At 60.4% G+C, this 1,251-nt stretch carries 1 protein-coding gene and 1 pseudogene; both read left to right on the top strand.

Annotation, left to right across the window (positions count from 1 at the left end; translation table 11 throughout):
- Positions 1-84: pseudogene (locus HX803_RS32250) on the top strand (FMN-dependent NADH-azoreductase); the annotation flags it as partial.
- 203 nt (positions 85-287) lie between these two features.
- The gene (locus HX803_RS32245; RefSeq protein ID WP_178926095.1) at positions 288-1,154 is read left to right on the top strand and encodes a carboxylate/amino acid/amine transporter; all 867 of its coding nucleotides are present in this window, start codon (positions 288-290) and stop codon (positions 1,152-1,154) included.
- Positions 1,155-1,251 lie beyond the last annotated feature (97 nt).

Here is a 1,251-nt window from a genome sequence, read left to right as displayed (position 1 = left end):
CACGCCGAAGGGGTGAACCTGAGCGGCGACTTCCAGGAGAAGGGCATCAACCACGCCAAGGCGCTGTTGGCGCAGGTCGCGTGATCCTTTAATCGTCAGATAATCGCGCGGTGTTTATCTAAGCCCACGCAAACCCTTCAAGTACGCGTAAGAACCTCCCTTTGCACTTGTTGCTCCTGAGTGCTCCTGCCCGACTGACGCTATAGCGAGGTCGGGTTTTTTTTTGCCCCGAGTTTCGTGTCGCCCCGAAAACCTTTAATGTCCCGCCCATTCGAAACGAGGCGCGCATGGGCTATCTACTGGTTGTCACCCTGATTCAGGCATTTTCCTTCAGCTTGATCGGCGAATACCTCGCCGGTCACGTCGACAGTTACTTCGCGGTGCTGGTGCGCGTGGTGCTGGCCGGCCTGGTGTTTATCCCCCTGACCCGTTGGCGTTCGGTGGAACCGGCCTTCATGCGCGGCATGCTGATGATCGGTGCGCTGCAATTTGGTGTGACCTATGTGTGCCTGTACCTGAGCTTTCGCGTGCTGACGGTGCCGGAAGTGTTGCTGTTTACCATCCTCACACCGTTGCACGTGACGCTGATCGAAGACGCCCTTAACCGGCGCTTCAACCCGTGGGCGCTGGTGGCGGCACTGGTGGCCGTCGCGGGGGCGGCAGTGATTCGCTTCGACCAGATCACCCCGAACTTCCTCGGTGGCTTCCTGCTGCTGCAACTGGCCAACTTCACCTATGCCGCAGGCCAAGTGATGTACAAGCACCTGGTGGCGCGTTACCCGAGCGACCTGCCGCATTATCGTCGCTTCGGCTACTTCTACTTGGGCGCCTTGATCGTGGTGCTGCCGGCATTCCTGATGTTCGGCAAAGCCAACTTCCTGCCCGAAGCCCCGTTGCAATGGGGCGTGCTGGTGTTCCTCGGTTTGGTCAGCACTGCGCTGGGCATGTACTGGTGGAACAAAGGCGCGTGCCTGGTACAGGGCGGCACCCTGGCGGTGATGAACAACCTGCACGTGCCGGTGGGGTTGCTGCTGAACCTGCTGATCTGGAACCAGCATGAGCCGCTGGGGAGGCTGGCGTTGGGCGGGTTGGTGATTGTGGGGGCGGTGTGGATCAGTCGGTTGGGTGCGCGCAAGCAGCCAGCCTCACACTGAAACCCTTGTGGGAGCGGGCTTGCTCGCGAATGCGGGGTGTCAGAGAAGGATGTGCTGACTGATACACAGCCTTCGCGGGCAAGCCCGCTCCCACACA

This window comes from Pseudomonas sp. P7548, assembly GCF_013386585.1.
GTDB lineage: Bacteria > Pseudomonadota > Gammaproteobacteria > Pseudomonadales > Pseudomonadaceae > Aquipseudomonas.
The sequence above is the reverse complement of the archived record's forward strand: the minus strand, read 5'-3'. Positions and strand labels throughout refer to the sequence as shown.

Coding starts and splice junctions, on each gene's coding strand:
- HX803_RS32245 (WP_178926095.1), top strand. CDS start 288: ATGGGCTATCTACTGGTTGTCACCCTGATTCAGGCATTTTCCTTCAGC.